The organism is Nostoc sp. (assembly GCF_036919815.1).
GTDB lineage: Bacteria > Cyanobacteriota > Cyanobacteriia > Cyanobacteriales > Nostocaceae > Nostoc.
The window spans coordinates 1-17,095 of the sequence record NZ_JBALCE010000128.1; the positions used below are offsets into that span (position 1 = coordinate 1).

Annotated in this window: 16 protein-coding genes, 1 pseudogene, 1 CRISPR repeat array and 1 riboswitch; of the genes and pseudogenes, 7 read left to right on the forward strand and 10 right to left on the reverse strand. The window is 40.4% G+C overall.

Annotated elements, in window-relative coordinates; translation table 11 throughout:
* Nucleotides 1-135 precede the first annotated feature (135 nt).
* Both V7K15_RS29045 and rnc read left to right on the forward strand, forming a co-directional pair.
* Nucleotides 136-744: a hypothetical protein gene (locus tag V7K15_RS29045; RefSeq protein WP_334911344.1), complete on the forward strand. Its 609-nt coding sequence runs from the start codon at nt 136-138 to the stop codon at nt 742-744.
* Nucleotides 745-819: 75 nt separating this feature from the next.
* A complete protein-coding gene (gene rnc / locus V7K15_RS29050) occupies nt 820-1,494 on the forward strand; it encodes a ribonuclease III (protein WP_334911345.1) in 675 nt (224 codons plus the stop codon).
* 216 nt (nt 1,495-1,710) lie between these two features.
* Here the strand turns inward: rnc and V7K15_RS29055 are convergent, their stop codons facing one another.
* On the reverse strand, nt 1,711-2,925 hold the full coding sequence (locus tag V7K15_RS29055) for a sensor histidine kinase (protein WP_334911347.1): 1,215 nt from the start codon (nt 2,923-2,925) through the stop codon (nt 1,711-1,713).
* 243 nt (nt 2,926-3,168) lie between these two features.
* Between V7K15_RS29055 and V7K15_RS29060 the strand changes: the two are divergent.
* Nucleotides 3,169-3,677, forward strand: a pseudogene (locus V7K15_RS29060) (ATP-binding cassette domain-containing protein); the annotation flags it as partial.
* A gap of 93 nt (nt 3,678-3,770) precedes the next feature.
* Nucleotides 3,771-3,964, forward strand: a riboswitch (cyclic di-AMP (ydaO/yuaA leader).
* Between the two features lie 200 nt (nt 3,965-4,164).
* Complete coding sequence (locus V7K15_RS29065; RefSeq protein ID WP_334911487.1) at nt 4,165-4,785, forward strand: universal stress protein; 621 nt, start codon at nt 4,165-4,167, stop codon at nt 4,783-4,785.
* Nucleotides 4,786-5,180: 395 nt separating this feature from the next.
* Here V7K15_RS29065 and V7K15_RS29070 read toward each other — a convergent pair whose 3' ends face one another.
* Nucleotides 5,181-5,393 carry a high light inducible protein gene (locus tag V7K15_RS29070; RefSeq protein WP_292790206.1) on the reverse strand — a complete coding sequence of 71 codons (213 nt, stop codon included), beginning with the start codon at nt 5,391-5,393 and terminating at the stop codon, nt 5,181-5,183.
* 42 nt (nt 5,394-5,435) lie between these two features.
* A complete protein-coding gene (locus V7K15_RS29075; RefSeq protein WP_292790205.1) occupies nt 5,436-5,648 on the reverse strand; it encodes a high light inducible protein in 213 nt (70 codons plus the stop codon).
* Between the two features lie 591 nt (nt 5,649-6,239).
* Between V7K15_RS29075 and V7K15_RS29080 the strand changes: the two genes are divergently transcribed.
* The 3 genes from V7K15_RS29080 (at nt 6,240) to V7K15_RS29090 (ending at nt 11,131) form a co-directional block, all read left to right on the forward strand.
* The gene (locus V7K15_RS29080) at nt 6,240-9,362 is read left to right on the forward strand and encodes an MFS transporter (RefSeq protein WP_334911349.1); all 3,123 of its coding nucleotides are present in this window, start codon (nt 6,240-6,242) and stop codon (nt 9,360-9,362) included.
* A gap of 277 nt (nt 9,363-9,639) precedes the next feature.
* Entirely contained in the window at nt 9,640-9,882 is a 243-nt protein-coding gene (locus V7K15_RS29085; RefSeq protein ID WP_334911351.1) for a hypothetical protein, read from the forward strand.
* A gap of 373 nt (nt 9,883-10,255) precedes the next feature.
* Complete coding sequence (locus V7K15_RS29090; RefSeq protein ID WP_334911353.1) at nt 10,256-11,131, forward strand: extracellular catalytic domain type 1 short-chain-length polyhydroxyalkanoate depolymerase; 876 nt, start codon at nt 10,256-10,258, stop codon at nt 11,129-11,131.
* Nucleotides 11,132-11,160: 29 nt separating this feature from the next.
* Here the strand turns inward: V7K15_RS29090 and V7K15_RS29095 are convergent, their stop codons facing one another.
* From V7K15_RS29095 to V7K15_RS29125, 7 genes are all read right to left on the reverse strand, one after another.
* The gene (locus V7K15_RS29095) at nt 11,161-11,991 is read right to left on the reverse strand and encodes a dienelactone hydrolase family protein (protein ID WP_334911491.1); all 831 of its coding nucleotides are present in this window, start codon (nt 11,989-11,991) and stop codon (nt 11,161-11,163) included.
* Nucleotides 11,992-12,223: 232 nt separating this feature from the next.
* A complete protein-coding gene (locus tag V7K15_RS29100) occupies nt 12,224-12,352 on the reverse strand; it encodes a hypothetical protein (protein ID WP_334911355.1) in 129 nt (42 codons plus the stop codon).
* Nucleotides 12,353-12,479: 127 nt separating this feature from the next.
* Nucleotides 12,480-14,062: direct repeats of the CRISPR family, unit length 37 nt; unit sequence ATTGCAATTGATCAAAATCCCTATCAGGGATTGAAAC.
* 91 nt (nt 14,063-14,153) lie between these two features.
* On the reverse strand, nt 14,154-14,657 hold the full coding sequence (locus V7K15_RS29105; protein WP_334911357.1) for a DUF29 family protein: 504 nt from the start codon (nt 14,655-14,657) through the stop codon (nt 14,154-14,156).
* 5 nt (nt 14,658-14,662) lie between these two features.
* Nucleotides 14,663-15,184, reverse strand: a complete 522-nt coding sequence (locus V7K15_RS29110; RefSeq protein ID WP_334911359.1) for a DUF29 family protein — start codon at nt 15,182-15,184, stop codon at nt 14,663-14,665.
* Nucleotides 15,185-15,189: 5 nt separating this feature from the next.
* Nucleotides 15,190-15,711 (reverse strand): DUF29 family protein, encoded by a 522-nt coding sequence (locus tag V7K15_RS29115; protein ID WP_334911361.1) that lies wholly within the window; start codon nt 15,709-15,711, stop codon nt 15,190-15,192.
* Nucleotides 15,712-15,716: 5 nt separating this feature from the next.
* Nucleotides 15,717-16,235, reverse strand: coding sequence for a DUF29 family protein (locus V7K15_RS29120; protein WP_334911363.1), 519 nt, complete (start codon nt 16,233-16,235; stop codon nt 15,717-15,719).
* A 201-nt stretch (nt 16,236-16,436) separates the two neighbouring features.
* On the reverse strand, nt 16,437-17,060 hold the full coding sequence (locus V7K15_RS29125; RefSeq protein ID WP_334911365.1) for a class I SAM-dependent methyltransferase: 624 nt from the start codon (nt 17,058-17,060) through the stop codon (nt 16,437-16,439).
* Between the last annotated feature and the right edge of the window lie 35 nt (nt 17,061-17,095).

Here is a 17,095-nt window from a genome sequence, read left to right on the forward strand (position 1 = left end):
TACTTTTTAGTTTTCACCTAAAATCAGTGATATGGAAAAAGTTTTTGCCAAAAAGCTAGGGTTTTGCCGATACCAGAGATCCAAGTTATTAATTTGGGATAAAGTCGAGCTAAGACCAAGCAAAGAGTAATTTTTATGACTTATAGTGATTTCAAACTTATTGAAGTTATTGATTCTTTTGGTTTAGTTATTCACGAATCATCTGGACTATTTGCAAATATACAGGAGCAAGAATGTAGTGATTTATTATCTAGTATTCTTAAGGAAAATGTTGATTTAGCAGTAGCGATAAGTACAGAAAAAGCTCGAAGTGAAATGATAATTAGTCCAATTTTGTTAGAAATCAGACGCAAATTTAATTATGAAATCAGCTTTTTTTCTGGAGTTGATTTTACTGTTGATAGCCAACGAGGATTAAATGGCTTTTGTGATTTTATTTTGAGTCTTTCTTCAGAGCAGTTGCTTGTACGTAGTCCGGTGATTGTCTTAGTAGAAAGCAAAAATGAGAATTTAAGGTCTGGTTTAGCGCAATGTATTGCCGAAATGGTAGCTGCTCAGTTATTTAACGAGAGAGGTGGAAATCAAATCAAAGCTATATATGGTGCTGTTACTATCGGTACTATTTGGCAATTTCTCAAACTTGAAGGCAATGTAGTTTCGATTGATTTGAGTGAGTATTATATTAAGGATATTAAGAAAATTTTAGGTATTTTATATAGTGCGATCGCGCAAAGTAAACCGTAACCTATTGAAGAGAAAATAATCAAATGCTATGTAAACTTAGGGTAATTAATTCCTCTAACAATTGGAAACATAAAAATGTCCGAACTTCCAAAATTCGCTGATTCAACACTTCTAGTTCAAGCGCTTACTCACCGTTCTTATGTTAACGAACATCCCACAAGTAAGCATAATGAACGCCTAGAGTTTCTCGGTGATGCTTTACTTAATTTTTTAAGTGGCGAATATCTCTATAATAAACACCGAGAAAAGGGAGAAGATGAATTAACTCGTCGTCGTTCTGCATTGGTCGATGAGAAACAATTGGCAAAGTTTGCTGAGGATTTAGGACTAAATTCCAAGATGCGACTAGGGAATGGTGCTATTCGAGATGGAGGCCGTCAAAATCCTAATTTACTTAGCAGTACCTTTGAAGCAATCATTGGTGCTTATTATGAGGATAAAAAGTTCGATATTGAACCAGTTCGTCATTTTGTACAACAGTTCTTTAATTCTGTACCTGAGAATATTGTTGTGTCTCGCTCTAATGTAGATTCAAAAAATCGCTTTCAGGAATGGGTGCAAAGCAGAGGTATCACTACTCCACCGATATATAATACAAGACAAATAGGTGGTGAATCTCACGCGCCAAAGTACCAATCTGACGTATTTGTGGATGGACACGAAGAAGCATTTGGAACGGGTGAGGGACGCAATAAAAAAGATGCAGAAAAAGCTGCTGCTGAGGATGCGTTAGATAATTTGAAAAAATAAGGTTTCTTGTAGAGATGATTTTTATCTCACGTCTTACTGCAAAAACGATGCAGATAGCTAGACTCTGTGAAATACAAAATTTCAGTCCCCTTAAGTGGGCTTTAGCTATTAGCCCCGAACTTCAGTTCTGGGCGGGATATCGGTTAGCGCGACACTTTGACTATTAACATACAAGATATGCTGTTTCATCAGTTTTAAAAAAATACTATAAACTTTTCAAATCTTCACTTCTAAGGGCAAAATTACCGTAAAAGTAGAACCAACCCCTACCTCAGAGACGAGGTTAATTTGACCTTGCAATAGTTTTACTAACCGCGAGACGATCGCTAACCCCAATCCAGTACTATCAGGAAGATAGGAACGATCGCTAGAACTTACGCGAAAGTAGGGTTCAAATATCTGGGCTTGGTTTTCTGGTGCAATGCCAATTCCAGTGTCAGAAACTGCGATCGCCCATCTCTGATTCTCCAACACCTTACACCTTATAATAATAGTCCCCGACTCTGTATAGCGAATCGCATTACTAATAAGATTTGTAACAATCTGTTGGAATTTAAAAGAATCTGTGATTAATTCTTTAGGAGCGCGTTCGCCTTTGGCGTTGGCGAAGCCATCGCAATCTACTACGATTTTTAAATTTTTCTCAGCAGCTAAAGGTTCCAACATTTCACATACATTATTAATTAATTCACATACATCGGTAGGCCTTAGTTGGAATTTTATCTGGCCTGGATCATCCCGCGAGAATTCTAGTACATTATTAATTAGGTGCAGTAATTGTCTACCATTCCGTAACACGCGCTCAATGTGTTCTAAATTGGCAGAAGTGTCTTTCACCTGAGTCCTTCGCCGTTGTTGGCGTAAAAACAGATCCGAGTAACCAATAATAGAAGTTAGAGGTTGTTTAAATTCATGGGCTAAGTGAGAAAGATACTCTTGATTTGCGGTAACTAAGCGCGTAAGTTCCTCATTATGGAGCGTAACTACTGACTGCAACTGCTGTAATTCTCGCAACCGCTCTTCAACATAACTTTTAAAACATCGAGCGATCGCTTCATCTATGATAGCGTCAATCAAACGCATAGAACGAATTATCTCTACAGGTGTTCCACTCAATAAATCTACTTGTATAGCATCAAATATTAATGTTCGTAACAAATGATATTCTCTAGCTATTTCGATTGGCTCAAACCCTTGTTCGGCTCGAATAGCTCCATGCTGAAAACTCGCAGTAACTATCGACTGAATATCATTATCCTGAGATTTTGAAAGCACCGTTACCATTGCTTTCAAAACATCAGGGATGTGATCCTTTACGGCTGTATAAGATAAGTCATCAGCACTTTCAATCCGTCTATCCTTGCGAACTGCTGTAATCCATTTATCAAGGATGGTGTCCGCTTTTTCAGCCAGTACTTGACTAAAATCCATTATCTTAAATTCAGCGAGGAGATCGATGAGTAAACTTCACTACTATATGCAATTAGTTTACCGAGTGCAGGGGTTTTTTTTGCAAAATTAGCGATTTAATTAATCTACCAAAAGAAATAGATTTTATATTTTCTTTTACTTAATTAACTATCCGTATATAAAATTTACAAAAAAGTATAATATAGTTTTCATCTGAACGAGGAATTACAATAATCATTTGGTCTGCAAGTTTGGCGGATATTTTTTTATAACTATTCGCTGTTACCTTACTTAACAGTGCAATAAAATATCCGTTTAGCCGTGGATGAAGTGTTAAAAAATGCCAATACGGCTGAAGAAATCAGCATTGTAAATCAACACTTGGCAATGGTAAACTTGACGGCGGCGGCTGACAAATATCCTGATGAAATTTCTGGAGGTATGAAACAAGGAGTAGGTATTGCCAGAGCTTTAGCAATTCGTCCCAAAATGTTACTGATGGATGAATCTTTTGGGGCACTAGATGCGCTAACTTGTGGCAAATTGCAGCACCAAGTATTGGATATTTGGGAAAATAATCGTCAACCAGCGATGATGATTACCCACAATGTAGATGAAGCAATTTATATGCCCATCGCATCGTCTTGATGACCAATAGCCCAGATGCTAATATAGGAGAGGTATTAGAAGTTTCTTTTGAGCATCCACACGTTAGCGAAACTGCTCTGGAAGAGGTTTGCGCCGCCATGCGAAACTTAAAAGAGTATTTTTAACTCCGCAACCACGCACTGAATTCCCTTGATCGATATTTTGCCCAAGACGACTAAATTTAGATTATCATTTTTTCTAGTGGGTAGCCTAATTTAAATTCATGAAAGCTGAATTTGAAGCGGAGGAACCATATTGTGGGGCGTATCTCATAGAAAGTGAGGAGTTAAGAGTTAGGAGTTAGGAATCTATTAATCTTTAACTCAGCACTCACAACTCAGCACTCCTAAGAGAGAGACACCTTCCAGTCTTAGCCCGTCAGCTAACTCCGTAGGCAATGGAAGGAACCCCCAAGCCTTTGGCTGTAATACAGTTATTATTGGGGTTTCCTTGACTTATTTCAGATTTGAGATTTTGGTTATCGTCACTCAATCTAAAATCCAAAATCGTTCCACTGAGCGTAGCCGAAGTCCCAAAATCTCAAATTTCTCCCCCTGCTTCTCATGAGTAATTCATTTCATAAGGAGAAGTAAAGCTGTGCAAATTAAGCCAATGTTAGCACGTCTGCAAAGTGCCACAGGACGAGATGACTTAATTGAACAAATGGTACTGCTGCCAGAACCAAAAAAACCTTTTTCTAAAAAACCTCAAACAGAAAAAGCCGTTAACTTGATTGTTGCCTATGACGCATCTCCTAACAGTCATACGGCACTAGATATTGCCTTTTGGATTGCTCATCAAACGCGTTTAGCCACTAATGCCCAAGTCACAGTTCAACCCGTTTATGTGGTACAAGATAATCAAAGCAGTCAGTATCCAAATATCTTGAGCTTTCCAGAAAAACAGCCTTCATTGGAGTGTCAAATCAGTGAAGTATCAAAGTCTGTTACACTGGTATTAACTCAACCCAAATTGCAGACAGTGGTAACTCCCCTGCAACAAGCAGATATAATTCTCTGGCAAGCCCGAAGTCTAGCTGAAGAATGGCAGGGTTCTTTCAAATCTCATTTGCGGTTTGGCTGCATTGCCACAGAACTTAAGAAAGTTGTTGAATCAGAAGCTGCCGATATTTTGTTTCTAGGATGCACATCTGTCAATCATCCGATGATTGAAGCATTAGGTTCTAATTTCCCCTGTGCTGTTTTGGGCATTCCTAGTTGTATTGATGAATAATCGCTGTTCAGAATTTCAGTAATTTTGATCATAGATGAGTCACCTATAACTAGGTGGCTTTTTTTCGCTACTAAATAAACCTAATAGGTATTAAGCAATTAGAATCCTGGCAGGAAGTCCTTAAAATATCTTTAGATAAAGTTAATAAGGCTGAATAGAGCTAGCTCCATTAGCCATAGGCTCGAATATTTTTATTTTTACACCAGTCTCTTACATCGGCAACAGTAATGGAAAACTCGATTTTGGTTTCGCCTACCAAAACCGAGATTAATCAGGAGTTAAGAATTATCAGTTTTGAATTTTTAATTAATAGTATGTTCAAACTGATCAACACCAGCTGTTACAAGGGAGGAACCCCTGCAACGCAGTGGCTCATCCTAACTCCTTAGCTATTGCTAATATTTAATGATGTGTAGCACGTCACGAACAACGCTATAACCAGCTAAATCCCAAAGTAAATAGGCGAGAAAGCCAATAGCTGCCAAGCGACCATTCCAAATTTCGGTTTGGGGAGTCCAGCCAAACAAAAATGCATTCCGATCTACACCGTTGTATTCCGTTGCAACAGGTGGTAAATCAGTAGAAGGGCGAGTTTCTTGATTTGCCATTTTTTCCCTCCAAAATCTAATAGGTTTTCAGGTGTTAAATTTCTAATAGCCAATCAGATGTAAAACGTCACGCAGAACGCTATAACCAGCTAAATCCCAAAGTAAATAGGCGAGAAAGCCAATAGCTGCCAAGCGACCATTCCAAATTTCGGCTTGGGGAGTCCAGCCAAACAAAAATGCATTGCGATCTACGCCGTTGTATTCGGTTGCAACAGGTGGTAAACCACTAGAAGGGCGAGTTTCTGGAACTGCCATTTTTTTTGTCCTCAACGATTTGTTTGTTAAGTTTAATGTAGCTATCTACAACTCAGATCCTTTCTGTCTGTAGGCATAAACTACAGGCACTTCTTACGGAGGATAATCAACAACGCCTTGCTGCTGACAAATCCACCCTGAGAGGGTGATAAAAATCTAATTATAAATAAATGTAAAGTTATCGTGATTAAACTGCAATTTTTGCAAAATAAATAGTTGTTAGGACTTACGCACAAGTCTACGGAATAACGAACCACTCCAGGCGCAGAGGACACAGAGAAATCAGAGTTTGAGAGATATTTTGGGTAAGTCCTAGTTGTGACTTAAGTAATTAAAAATTAAAACGTAGCAGCCAATAATTAGCCAAGTTTTTCATCTGCTCAGAAATATTTTCCGCGTTAGATAGAAAAGTTATATCTTTGGCTGGATACGGTTTTCAACCTTGGGAGAGATGCTTTAAACAGGTAAATTCTACGATTCTGAGCTAACAGAGTTAGGTATTGCCATAGGTACAGACATAAATACATACTAAGAGTTGCTTCTCAAGAAATTCTTAATTCCCTAAATTTAAACTTAGAACAAGGAAATACAATGTTCCAAAGTACGGAAATCATGGTGGGACTCTACAAATCACTATTGTGGATAGCACAGATTCAAGGAGATGGCTCAAACGTCACGCCAGCACAGGCATCGGTTATCACTTCCGGTCCACGCTTTTTTGTGGCTTTAATCTCCGGTGTGATCTTAGCCTTTGCTTTCCAATTAGTTCTAACTAATCTCTCCCTAGCAGCCGGTATTTCCTACCTGGGGCACTCATCTGACTCGGATTCAGATAATAGTGGGGAAGTGGGAAGTTTAGGCGGTACTATTCGCAAAATTGGTACAGCAGTAGGGATTTGGACAGTAGTAACTGTAGCGATCGCCTTATTAATCGCTTCTTTCCTCGCGGTAAAATTGAGCCTTGTAATCTTAGATCCAGCATTGGGAGCAATTCTCGGCTTGGTGATTTGGGGTGCTTACTTCTTAATCCTCGTTTGGGTAAGTTCTACCACCGTAGGTTCCTTAATTGGCTCAGTCGTCAATACGGCAACTTCCGGGTTTCAGGCGATTATGGGGACAGCCACCGCCGCACTGGGCGCAAAAGCTGTAAATAACCAAGTGGTAGCAACGGCTGAAGCCGCCGCCGCCGCTATCCGTCGGGAGCTAGGAAGCGCCATCGACCCTACGAGTATCCGGGAGAATATAGAGGATTACCTAGATAAGGTACGTCCTCCAGAACTAGATGTGTCGAAAATTCGGAGCGATTTTGAAAATTTACTCAACGATCCGCAATTAAAAGCGATCGCAGGAACTCCAGATATTCGCAACATCGACCGGGAAAAGTTCATTGAGTTAGTCAGCAGTCGCACCGATCTTTCCAAAAAAGACGTTAGCCGAATTGCTGATACGTTGTATAAAGTTTGGCAGCAAGTGGTCAGTCAGCAACCACCCACGGAAGACCGTATGGGTGAGTTAATGGATTATCTGAAATCACTCCCAGCCGGACAAGCTAAAACAGATGAACTCAACGCCAAGCTTGATCGCTTAGTAACAGAAACACGTAATTCCAAAGAAGGTGAGCAAAAGGCGGCTCCAGGGGCAATTCAAAGTACAGTCCAACAAGGACTAGCTGCCTTAACCAGCATGGTGTTGGGACGCGCCGATTTGCCTGATTTGGATGTGGAAAAAATCTTGGGTAGCCTCACCACTGCCAAAGAAAAAGTCACCCAACAAGCAGATAAGCTAGGGTTGCCAACACCAGCACAACCCTATAGCCCAATTCGCGCTGATGTCGAAAACTATCTGCACAACACTTATGCTTGGCAACTAAGCCCAGAAAAAATCGCTCAGGAATTTCGTGATGTCATTTACGATCCAGCAGCTGACCCCGGAATAGTCAAGAGAGAAATAGAGCGACTATCCCGCAACGATTTTGTCAACATCCTGCAACAACGGGGACTGCTTACCCAAACCCAAATTCACCGCATTGCAGATCAGTTAGAAGCTGTCCGCCAAGATGTGCTGGCGACAGTGAAAGTTGTCGAAGAAACAGAGATAGTCCAAGACTTGCAACGTGCAGTCGAAAGTTATCTGCTCGTTACCCCGAAAGCAGATTTGACTCCCGAAGGCATTGAGCAAAATTTCAAACCACTGTTGCAAGACTCAGATGCAGATGATGAAACCCTGACATTGCGGCTGGCGCACCTGGAACGTCAGGAAATTCGGGAGATATTGCTGCAACGTAATGATGTCCAGCTATATGAAGTAGACAGCATTCTTGATGAGTTGGAAAAACAGCGCGATCGCGTCTTGGTAGAATCCAAAGGATTAGCAGAGCAGGCACAATATCAAGCAGAAACCCTGTGGCTAAATGTAGAATCATATCTGCGTAACACCGGAAAAGCCGAACTGAATCCTGATGCCATCCGCGCGGAGTTCAAAAAGTTACTGGAAGATCCCCAAGCTGGAATTAGCTCAATTCGCGCGCGTTTGTCTCGCTTTGACCGCGATACCTTGGTACAATTGTTGAGTCAACGGCAAGATTTGAGTGAAGATCAAGTTAATCAAATCATCAGTTCTGCTGAAGAGTCATGGCATAATATCCGCCACACGCCCCAAGCTGTAGTGGATAAAGCCAAAGATCAATACGACTCAGTTACCACCACGATCGCAGATTATCTGCGGAATACTGGTAAACAAGAACTCAACCCAGAAGGTATTGGGCGAGATTTGACCAGATTGTTTGAAAATCCCAAAGAGGGAGCTGTCGCACTGCGCCGTCGGTTGTCGCAGGTAGACCGAGATACACTCGTAAAGTTGCTCAGTCAACGCCAAGACTTGAGTGAAGAACAAGTCAATCAAATCATTGATTCCACGCAAACTTCGATTCGCAACTTTGTGCGTGCGCCTCGTCGCCTAGCTACCCGTACACAGCAAAGAATGGAAACATTCAAAGGTTATGTGGAAGAGTATCTGCGGCAAACGGGCAAAGAAGAACTTAACCCTGAAGGTATAAAGCGCGACTTACAACTACTGTTGCATGATCCGCGAGCCGGGGTAGAAACTTTTAGCGATCGCCTTTCCCATTTTGACCGTTCTACGATCATCGCCCTGCTGAAAATTCGGGAAGATATTTCTGATGAAGAAGCAGCACGGATTGCCGATAACATGGTATCCGTAAGGGAGCAATTTGTAGAACAAGTGCGGAACATCCAACGAGGGATTCAAGATGCAATTGACGGAGTTTTCGGCCGCATTCGCAACTATCTCAACGCCCTGGATCGCCCGGAACTCAACTATGATAGTATCAAGCGCGATGTTCGCACATTTTTTGACGATCCCCAGGCAGGGTTTGATGCCCTGCGCGATCGCCTGTCCTCTTTTGACCGTGATACCCTAGTGGCAATTATGAGTTCTCGTGAGGATATCTCTGAGGCAGATGCCAACCGGATTATCGACCAAATTGAACGGGCACGCAACACAGTATTGCAACGTGCAGAACGCATACAGCAAGAAGCCCAACGCCGCCTAGAAGACGTGAAGCGTCAAGCACAACGCCAAGCGGAAGAAACCCGCAAAGCCGCAGCTACAGCAGCGTGGTGGTTGTTTGCCACAGCATCCGTCTCGGCGATTTTCTCGGCATTAGGAGGAGCGCTGGGTGTACGTACATTGTAGTTTAACAAGCTGTCTCCGCTAACTTTTGAGCCTCCCGCAATGGGAGGCTTTTTTATATTTGGGATGTCTAAAATGTGACTAAAGTCATACTTAAATTGTGACTTTATTCCACTGTATCTTTTAATTTAGTATTTTAAACTGAGAGCAATACAGCGAATAAATGGAGTTGTGTAACAAATAAAACTTCCTGTAAAGCTAATAGGTAAGAATATGTGTTCACAAATTATTGATAAATGCTGTAGAAAACTCAAGTAAATTAATTGATGGAGATTTGAAGATGAAACGTATTCTATTAGGTACATTACTTGCTCTCCCATTTGCAATTTCCTCCTTGCCGTCACAGGCATCGGCAGCAGAAATCATTATCAGACCCAATGTTCATCAAGCTGGTATTGTGCATAAAACTGTTGTTGCCCGATTTCAACGAAAGTTAATTCCTGCACATTGGGAAAAAGTCCGACGCGGTAACAGGTGGGTTAAGGTTCGAGTTCCTGCTCGTTATGTAAATGTAAGAGTTTAAGATATAAATAGAGGCTAACAACCCTACTTAAGTTGTTAGCTTCTATTAGGTAGGTAAAAATTTGTTGCTAAACCGCGTCTATCTTGAAATCTGTAGTTCTTTCTTCGGTGATGAAAAGGATTTGCCCTCATCCCCCAACCCCTTCTCCCATATCTGGGATTCGGGGAGCCAGAATTTCAAAGACCCTCTCCCAGATATGGGAGAGGGATTTAGGGTGAGGGCAAAACTACGCTTCTCAACTTAGATGAGGTTTAAATAAGAATTGGAAAGGAAATAAAATTATCTGACATAAGTCAATTTAATTGACATGAATATATATCAAAATTCTCGGCTTTTTAAAAAACTTCTGATATTTCTACTGGGAATGACTTTAGTGACAGCCTGCAATTCAATTCAGGCTGAAGAAAAAAGTATAGTTAAAGAAAAAATCCTGAGTGGTGATAATTATGGAGAATTACATGACCAAGGAAAGTTACGTACTTACTATTTTTACACTCCAAAATCTTATAATCCAGACCGCCCGATGCCGTTAGTTTTAGTGTTTCATGGAGATGATGGTAATGGTCGGTCTATCAGTAATGTGACTCGCTTCAATGAATTAGCAGAACAAAAAGGATTTATTGTTGTTTATCCAGATGGAATTGACCAAAAATGGAGTCTTAGAGGTAACGTTCAAGGAAGGGTAGATGATGTTTTGTTTGTCAGTGCTTTGATTGATCATCTTCAGCAGCAAATCAATATTGATAGTCATAAAGTTTATGCCACCGGTTTTTCTAGAGGTGGCATACTTACCCAAGCACTGGCTTGTAAGTTACCTAATAAAATTGCTGGTTTTGCATCAGTAGCTGGTTCGCTTCCAGTTAGACTCAAACCTAATTGCCAGCCGAAAACTTCCGTATCAATATTAATGCTCAACGGTACAAACGATCGCGATGTACTTTATGAAGGTAATGACCACACTCAACGAGGAGCGCTGGTTTCTATCTCAGACATGGTAAATTTTTGGCGATCGCACGATCAATGTACCTCATCAAAAGAATCTCCGAAGTTTTCTAAAGATAAAGTGAAAACCGCTCTCTACACAGGTTGTAATGGCAACTCAGAAGTCTGGCAACTGGCGGTAGTAAACGGTGGACATTTCTGGCCTGGTGGTTCCTCAACTGACGAGAGCCTAAACAAATTCAATGCCAAGCTGGGGCTGAACGCCAGTGAAGCAATTTGGAACTTTTTTGAACGTCACAGTTCATAGACCGAAAACTTTTGCGAGTAGCTAATTTTTTAAACACCATTTTGCTTAAACCAAGCCAAAAGACGTTTCCAACCTTCTTTGGCTTCTTTCTCGCGGTAGGAGGGGCGATAATCGGCAAAAAAAGCGTGGGATGCATCGGGATAGACAATAATTTCAGATTTGCTGCTGCTGGATTTTAAGCGATCGCGCATCTGCTCTACTGTATCGAGGGGAATACTCGTATCCTTACCGCCGTAGAGTCCGAGAATAGGGACTGTCAGTTTTGATGCAATATCAACCGGATACTTGGGCGTTAGTTTGGTAGCATCGCCCACAAGTCGCCCGTACCAAGCCACACCAGCCTTCACCTGGGGATTATGTGCTGCATATAGCCAGGTAATCCGGCCGCCCCAGCAGAAGCCTGTAATCGCCAATTTATTGGCATTACCTTTAGCTGATTTCACCGCCCAGTGTACCGTGGCATCGAGATCGGATAGCACCTGGGCATCTGGCACTTTAGCGACAATTGGGCGAATTTCGTCTATGCTGCTTAATTTTGAGACATCGCCTTGACGCACAAATAATTCGGGTGCGATCGCTAAATACCCCAACTGGGCAAAGCGACGAGTGATATCCTGAATATGTTCGTGTACACCAAAGATTTCTTGGATCACCAGAACAATTGGGAAATTGCTACCAGTGGCAGGTGCTGCTCGATAGGCAGGAATTTCGCCATCTTTGACGGGAATTTTCACCGCACCAGCTACCAACCCCTTAGCATTGGTGGTGATGACTCCGGCAGAAATGGGTTGCACTGCTAGGGCAAAACCCGTTGCCAGGGTGGTTGTTGCGATAAATTTGCGGCGTGTTATTTCTTTCATCATCTCTACCTTAGAATTGGCAAAAACTTTATTGTTGGTTATCCGTACAGTACTTGGACAACAAATACTACAATTGATGAATCAGTTTACTGTAATATTAGCTTCCTTTGCTGTCCAAGCGTTCTTTGTCTGTGGCTGTTGTCAGGGAAAAGTCGGACGTATTGGCAAAGAAAAGCCACAGGACTAAACAATTTTCTGTGCTGAGTTTCCTTATAGTTAGGTTTCTGTATGGTCAAATGCGCGGAAAGGTAGGTGTACAAATTCCACAGCCGAAAAAAAGTGCTTCTATCTCAACCCCAGCAAGGGTTTCACCCAGCGATCGCCCAATTCTCATCCGCGCAATCTCTGAAATGCTTATCAAAATAGGGTTTTAGCTTTTAAATTTTTCTAGCACTCTTGCCAAACGAATTCTCTAATGCTATTATTGCTCTTGAATCGCGCAACCGCACCTTGAAAACTAAATACAGCTTGCCTTTCAGGCTCCCGCCATTGCAATTGATCAAAATCCCTATCAGGGATTGAAACATGTACCCACAGGTGTAAACTGTAGAATCATCATATTGCAATTGATCAAAATCCCTATCAGGGATTGAAACTTGATAGTGAAGACGAACAAAAAGCGATCGCCCAATTGCAATTGATCAAAATCCCTATCAGGGATTGAAACTCTTTGCTGATATCTTCCTCTTCTAAATCCAACTATTGCAATTGATCAAAATCCCTATCAGGGATTGAAACGACTGTATGGGCTGATAATTACCACCATGTAGAATATTGCAATTGATCAAAATCCCTATCAGGGATTGAAACCTGAAAATTCTCAGGGTAGAAGCCAAATTCTTTAAATTGCAATTGATCAAAATCCCTATCAGGGATTGAAACTAACGCTTGGTTTCTCCATAAAGACTTAAAATTTTAGCAGCAATATTGCAATTGATCAAAATCCCTATCAGGGATTGAAACAAAAGGGTTCGCTATTTTACTTTATATGCTGATGTATTGCAATTGATCAAAATCCCTATCAGGGATTGAAACCCATCGGCGCTCAATAAGTTCGTGGCGCAGGATTCATTGCAATTGATCAAAATCCCTATCAGGGATTGAAACGGGCAACTATTCTCCCGCTCCAAAAGCGGAAAGATTGCAATTGATCAAAATCCCTATCAGGGATTGAAACTGGCGGGTATGCCCCTCTGGGGAGAGGATAATTAGCATAAATTGCAATTGATCAAAATCCCTATCAGGGATTGAAACTAATTAAAAATGGTGGCTTGTTTTTTTTTTACAAGCCACAGATTGCAATTGATCAAAATCCCTATCAGGGATTGAAACCTTTACTTAGTGTGATATTGACGGTATATCGCTTACCCATATTGCAATTGATCAAAATCCCTATCAGGGATTGAAACAATGAAAAAGGAATTCCCCTCGCCACAACTAAATCATTGCAATTGATCAAAATCCCTATCAGGGATTGAAACGCATGGATCTAAGCTCTTTCTGCCCATAATCACTAATTGCAATTGATCAAAATCCCTATCAGGGATTGAAACATCGATTAATAAACGAAACGTCTGCCAGCATGAATTGCAATTGATCAAAATCCCTATCAGGGATTGAAACGTACATAACTGTAGTATCAGCAAAGGTGGCTCTTGCTATCATTGCAATTGATCAAAATCCCTATCAGGGATTGAAACGCGATTCCATCGAAGCAATGATTCAAAGATGCACAGCAGCCCAAAAATTGCAATTGATCAAAATCCCTATCAGGGATTGAAACCAAAACTGATGATGCGCTCGTTGCTCAATCTGCAATTGCAATTGATCAAAATCCCTATCAGGGATTGAAACAATTGCAAAATCCCCCCAGCAACAGTATTGCTGAATTGCAATTGATCAAAATCCCTATCAGGGATTGAAACTACTCTGCTTCATCTCCTCCCTCTAGCATCATTGGCATTGCAATTGATCAAAATCCCTATCAGGGATTGAAACCAGAGACAACACTAGCAATACAAGTACTCCAGGCTTATTGCAATTCATCAAAATCCCTATTAGGAATTGAAACTTAAAATTGCCAGATGTAGTCCGTTGAAACGGACTTTTGCTATTAGCCAGGCACTTGAGTCCCTGGCGGTTCAAGTATTTTAGCAAGAGGTTTAATCTTCACAACCAGCTAATTGACTGAGATAATCATCCATAATCGCTGGTAACTCCTTTGGCGAATAAGTATATGTTAAAGCCAGTAAACTAGTAGCTGTAGTGAAAATCTGGCTTTTATCTAGCATCGCTGATAACTGAGAGCGAGTAAATTTGCCATTCATTACTTCATAGCTGGTATCTGCGATCGCATCTTCAATAACTTCCTCCTCCATCAAACTTTCCCATTCATTTAAATTGATATAGTAAGATGTTTTATTGTCTTTGATATTTAGCTTTTTAATTTCTCGAATTGAATTCCGAATAGAAGCCGCCCACGAACCAGTTAATCGTTGTTCTACTTGGTTCTTAATCAAATGAATCAACAGAATGTTTAAATAAGCTTGGATATTTCGCAGAATAGCTTGTTTACTCATTCCCTCTAATTCATCTACAATTACCAAGGCATCTGCGTAACGTCCTTCCAAAATACTCTTTTTGAGGTCTATTAGTTCTTGCGTCATTTGTTTTACCGCCTACCTGCTTTCCAATCTTCTCCACCGGGTAACTGAATTAAATTTTCAGCCACAACTGTGGGTAACTCCTTAGCTGAATAAGAATAAGTTAGTGCCAAAAACTTCAAAGCAGTCTGAATAATCTGGTTTATATCTATCATTTCAGCCAATTGAAATTGATTATATGCTCCATTCATTACTTCATCGCTGGCATCTGCGATCGCATCTTCAATAACTTCCTCCTCCATCAAACTTTCCCATTCATTTAAATTGATATAGTAAGATGTTTTATTGTCTTTGATATTTAGCTTTTTAATTTCTCGAATTGAATTCCGAATAGAAGCCGCCCACGAACCAGTTAATCGTTGTTCTACTTGGTTCTTAATCAAATGAATCAACAGAATGTTTAAATAAGCTTGGATATTTCGCAGAATAGCTTGTTTACTCATTCCCTCTAATTCATCTACAATTACCAAGGCATCTGCGTAACGTCCTTCCAAAATACTCTTTTTGAGGTCTATTAGTTCTTGCGTCATTTGTTTTACCGCCTACCTGCTTTCCAATCTTCTCCACCGGGTAACTGAATTAAATTTTCAGCCACAACTGTGGGTAACTCCTTAGCTGAATAAGAATAAGTTAGTGCCAAAAACTTCAAAGCAGTCTGAATAATCTGGTTTATATCTATCATTTCAGCCAATTGAAATTGATTATATGCTCCATTCATTACTTCATCGCTGGCATCTGCGATCGCATCTTCAATAACTTCCTCCTCCATCAAACTTTCCCATTCATTTAAATTGATATAGTAAGATATTTTATTGTCTTTTAAATTCACTTCTTTAATTTCGCGTATGGCGTTGCGAACAGAAGCCATCCAAAAATTTGTTAATCGTCTTTCTACTTGATTTTTAATCAAATGAATCAGTAGAATCCTTAAAAACGATTTAATCTGACGCAAAATTGCCTTTTTACTCATTCCCTCTAGTTCATCTACAATTGCCAAGGCATCTGCATAACGTCCTTCCAAAATACTTTTTTTGAGGTCTATTAGTTCTTGCGTCATTTGTTTTACCGCCTACCTACTTTCCAATCTTCTCCACCGGGTAGCTGAATTAAATTTTCAGCCACAACTGCGGGTAACTCCTTAACTGAATAAGAATAAGTTAGCGCCAACAACTTCAAAACAGTCTGAATAATCTGGTTTCTATCAACCAGATCAGCCAATTGGAATTCATTATATATTCCATTCAAAACTTCCACACTGGCATCACGCACTGCTGCTTCTATTTCATCTTCAATATAACTATCCCATTCATTTAAATTAATATAATCAGATTTTTTATTGTCTTTGAGATTGAGCTTCTTAACTTCTATAAGTGAATTACGAATAGAAGCAACCCAAGAATTTGTTAATCGCTGCTCTAGTTGGTTCTTAATCAAATGAATCAGCAGAATCCTTAAATAAGCTTGAATATTCCGCAGAATAGCTTGTTTACTCATGCCCTCTAATTCATCTACAATTACCAAGGCATCTGCGTAACGTCCTTCCTGGATACAAGTTCTGAGGTCTATTAATTCCTGTGTCATTTTTATTAACCTCAAAATTTCATCATGCTAATTTCAATATATAGCGTTTATTAATCAGATGAGGTACATCATAGCCCCCTCCTCGCTTGCTCTTAGGGGGTTGGGTTCTTGTACCTCACAAAGGCCGAGAACCGCTATAAAAATCACATATACTTTATTAATAGCAGGGGATATTACCTACTATTAATAAAGCAATATTGTTCACTTCTTCGCCTGTATCACTTGCAAACTACCGCCAGCATATAAAGTTAGCTCACTCGCTTCAAATCCAGTCTCAGATAACAACTTAGCCAAATCAGTTTTCAACAGTTCCCAAGCTGTTTCCGTCTCAAATAACAGCAAAAATACTGACACTCCAGGCCAAAATATCGGATTCGTAGGAGCGTGAAAATCCACCAGGGTAAACACCCCTCCTGGCTTCAGCACCCGATAAACTTCATTAATAATTTTTCGTAATTGCTGAGGTTGCATCTCGTGTAGTGCGACGCTAGTATGCACGACATCAAACAGATTATCTCTAAATGGCATTTCTTCAGCAAAAGCTTCCACATAAGAAGCTAATGGTACATTTAGCCGCGCCCGTTGCAAAGACTTGGGTGAAGCGTCCAATCCTGTTACATTTTGTGAAAATTTTACCAAAAATTGCGTCGTTTGACCACTGCCGCAACATAAATCTAACACCTGAGTATCTGAGTGAATTGTTAAGCCTTGCAAAGCAAGCTGCCGAAAACGGGCTTCACCACCTAAACTTAAGGCTGCTAAACGAGAAATGCCATCATATAGCCACTGATAGCGGTAACTCCAATCTCTTAAAATTGTTGCCATTGCATATTTCCTTGCTATTAAGCTTTATATTTAAT

Bases quoted from the DNA above. Each gene is read 5' to 3' on its own strand.
- V7K15_RS29085 (WP_334911351.1), top strand. From the start codon at position 9,640: ATGAAACGTATTCTATTAGGTACATTACTTGCTCTCCCATTTGCAATT.
- V7K15_RS29080 (WP_334911349.1), top strand. From the start codon at position 6,240: ATGTTCCAAAGTACGGAAATCATGGTGGGACTCTACAAATCACTATTG.
- V7K15_RS29075 (WP_292790205.1), bottom strand. From the start codon at position 5,648: ATGGCAGTTCCAGAAACTCGCCCTTCTAGTGGTTTACCACCTGTTGCA.
- V7K15_RS29105 (WP_334911357.1), bottom strand. From the start codon at position 14,657: ATGACGCAAGAACTAATAGACCTCAAAAAGAGTATTTTGGAAGGACGT.
- V7K15_RS29070 (WP_292790206.1), bottom strand. From the start codon at position 5,393: ATGGCAAATCAAGAAACTCGCCCTTCTACTGATTTACCACCTGTTGCA.
- V7K15_RS29065 (WP_334911487.1), top strand. From the start codon at position 4,165: ATGTTAGCACGTCTGCAAAGTGCCACAGGACGAGATGACTTAATTGAA.
- rnc (WP_334911345.1), top strand. From the start codon at position 820: ATGTCCGAACTTCCAAAATTCGCTGATTCAACACTTCTAGTTCAAGCG.
- V7K15_RS29045 (WP_334911344.1), top strand. From the start codon at position 136: ATGACTTATAGTGATTTCAAACTTATTGAAGTTATTGATTCTTTTGGT.
- V7K15_RS29110 (WP_334911359.1), bottom strand. From the start codon at position 15,184: ATGACGCAAGAACTAATAGACCTCAAAAAGAGTATTTTGGAAGGACGT.
- V7K15_RS29095 (WP_334911491.1), bottom strand. From the start codon at position 11,991: ATGAAAGAAATAACACGCCGCAAATTTATCGCAACAACCACCCTGGCA.
- V7K15_RS29125 (WP_334911365.1), bottom strand. From the start codon at position 17,060: ATGGCAACAATTTTAAGAGATTGGAGTTACCGCTATCAGTGGCTATAT.
- V7K15_RS29120 (WP_334911363.1), bottom strand. From the start codon at position 16,235: ATGACACAGGAATTAATAGACCTCAGAACTTGTATCCAGGAAGGACGT.
- V7K15_RS29115 (WP_334911361.1), bottom strand. From the start codon at position 15,711: ATGACGCAAGAACTAATAGACCTCAAAAAAAGTATTTTGGAAGGACGT.
- V7K15_RS29055 (WP_334911347.1), bottom strand. From the start codon at position 2,925: ATGGATTTTAGTCAAGTACTGGCTGAAAAAGCGGACACCATCCTTGAT.